1 protein-coding gene is annotated in these 1,804 nt (G+C 33.1%); it reads left to right on the forward strand.

Annotation, left to right across the window (positions count from 1 at the left end):
• Positions 1 to 310: 310 nt before the first annotated feature.
• Positions 311 to 1,804 (forward strand): recombinase family protein (locus BLR65_RS28795; protein WP_093798273.1); only part of this gene is annotated, 1,494 nt, incomplete at its 3' end.

Raw genomic sequence — 1,804 nt, forward strand, 5'->3', positions numbered from 1 at the left:
TAAAATAAAAGAATATAGTAGAAAATATAAGTTGAACTTGAACCGATGTTTGAAGAACGTAGACAGTACGGGGGTTTGAAGCGGTTCAAGTTGACTAATGTTTGAAGGGGAGAACTTGAACCGGGATAAAGTTACTTTAGAGTCCTTATATTTACTAGGCTTATAAGGATTTTAGATAAAAAAAATAACGCTTAGTGCGTCAACACTAAGCGTTATTAAGTACAACTAACCACGAAAGGGTCAATCGTACAGCTACAATAATATTATATCCAATTGACCCTTTCGTGTATACGGAAGGATTGATAATAAAATGAGTTTTCTAAAAGCTAAGTTAAGGGTTGTTTTGTATGCCCGTTATTCTTCAGATAATCAACGTGAAGAATCAATTACTGCCCAACTTAGGGCAGGTAGAGAGTATTGCAAACGCAAAGGTTATATCATTGTAAAAGAATACATTGATGAAGCATTCACGGCCAGAACTGATAACAGACCTGCCTTTCAAGAAATGATGGCAGACGCTAAGAAAGGGGCATTTGACCTTATTATTTTTCATAAAATTGACAGAAATGCTAGAGATGAATACGACTATTATAGGTATAAAGCACAATTACAAAAGTTAGGCGTATCTTATGAATATGTTACTCAAAATATAGATGATAGCCCAGAAGGTAATATGATGGAATCCATGCTTGTAGGCATGGCCGCTTATTATAGCCGTAATTTATCGAAGGAGGTAAAAAAAGGAATGCGAGAAAATGGCTTTCAAGCAAAACATAATGGTGGAAAACCACCACTTGGTTATGATGTAGACCATTCTACTCAAAAACTCGTTATAAACGAAGCAGAGGCTAATATAGTGCGGCTTATATTTGCTCGTAGAGCGTCAGGCATATCTTATGGAAAAATTATTGAAGAGTTAAATTCTTTGGGTTATAAAACTAAATTGGGTAATCCTTTTGGCAAAAATAGTCTTCATGATTTATTAAAAAATAAAAAATATATAGGTACATATGTTTTTGGCAGGGTTTCAGGTGGTCATGACAAACCCCGTAATAGTCATAATGATTCTGATAGTAAAATTGAAAAGGCGAATACCATTCCTGCAATTATTTCTGAAGATATATTTTTACAGGTTCAAAACCGTATGAGTAAAGATAAACATGTTCCAGGTGTAGCAAAGGCCAAAGAAATTTATACTTTATCTGGATTAGTTTATTGTGAGTGTGGTGCTAAAATGGTTGGCAGTCGGGTTACTTCTCGTGGTAATGTATATTCCTATTATCGGTGCGATAAACAACAGCGTACTTTAAACAATTGCGGTGTAGGAAGAATAAAAAAAGCTGAATTAGAACAAAAAGTATTAAACAAAATTGATACTGAAATATTATCACCTGAAGGAGTTATTCGTTTAATTAACTTATATAATAATTCAATTTCTGATTTGATGAAACTAAGTACCGAACGGCTATCTCAACTTAAATCATTAAAAAAGGAATTAGAAGAAAAAATTAACAAATTATTGGATTTGGCAGAACAAACTACATTGGATGATATACTCAAAGAACGATATAAAAATAGTGTGGCTCAATTAGAAACTACTAAAGAAGAAATTAAAAAAATTGAACAATCGTCTACTGTATTTTTAACAAAAGAGCAAGTATCTGAAACGATAAATTCTTTAACAAAATTAGAAAGGACTCCTGAAAATATCAGAAGTCTTTTCGAGATTTGCGTAAAGAAAATTGTGGTAAAAAAGGACGAAGTGTTAATTGATCTCTGTTTTGCGTCTGAGTGGTGGAGGCGA

This window comes from Sporomusa acidovorans (assembly GCF_900101845.1).
Classification (GTDB): Bacteria; Bacillota; Negativicutes; order Sporomusales; family Sporomusaceae; genus Sporomusa; species Sporomusa acidovorans.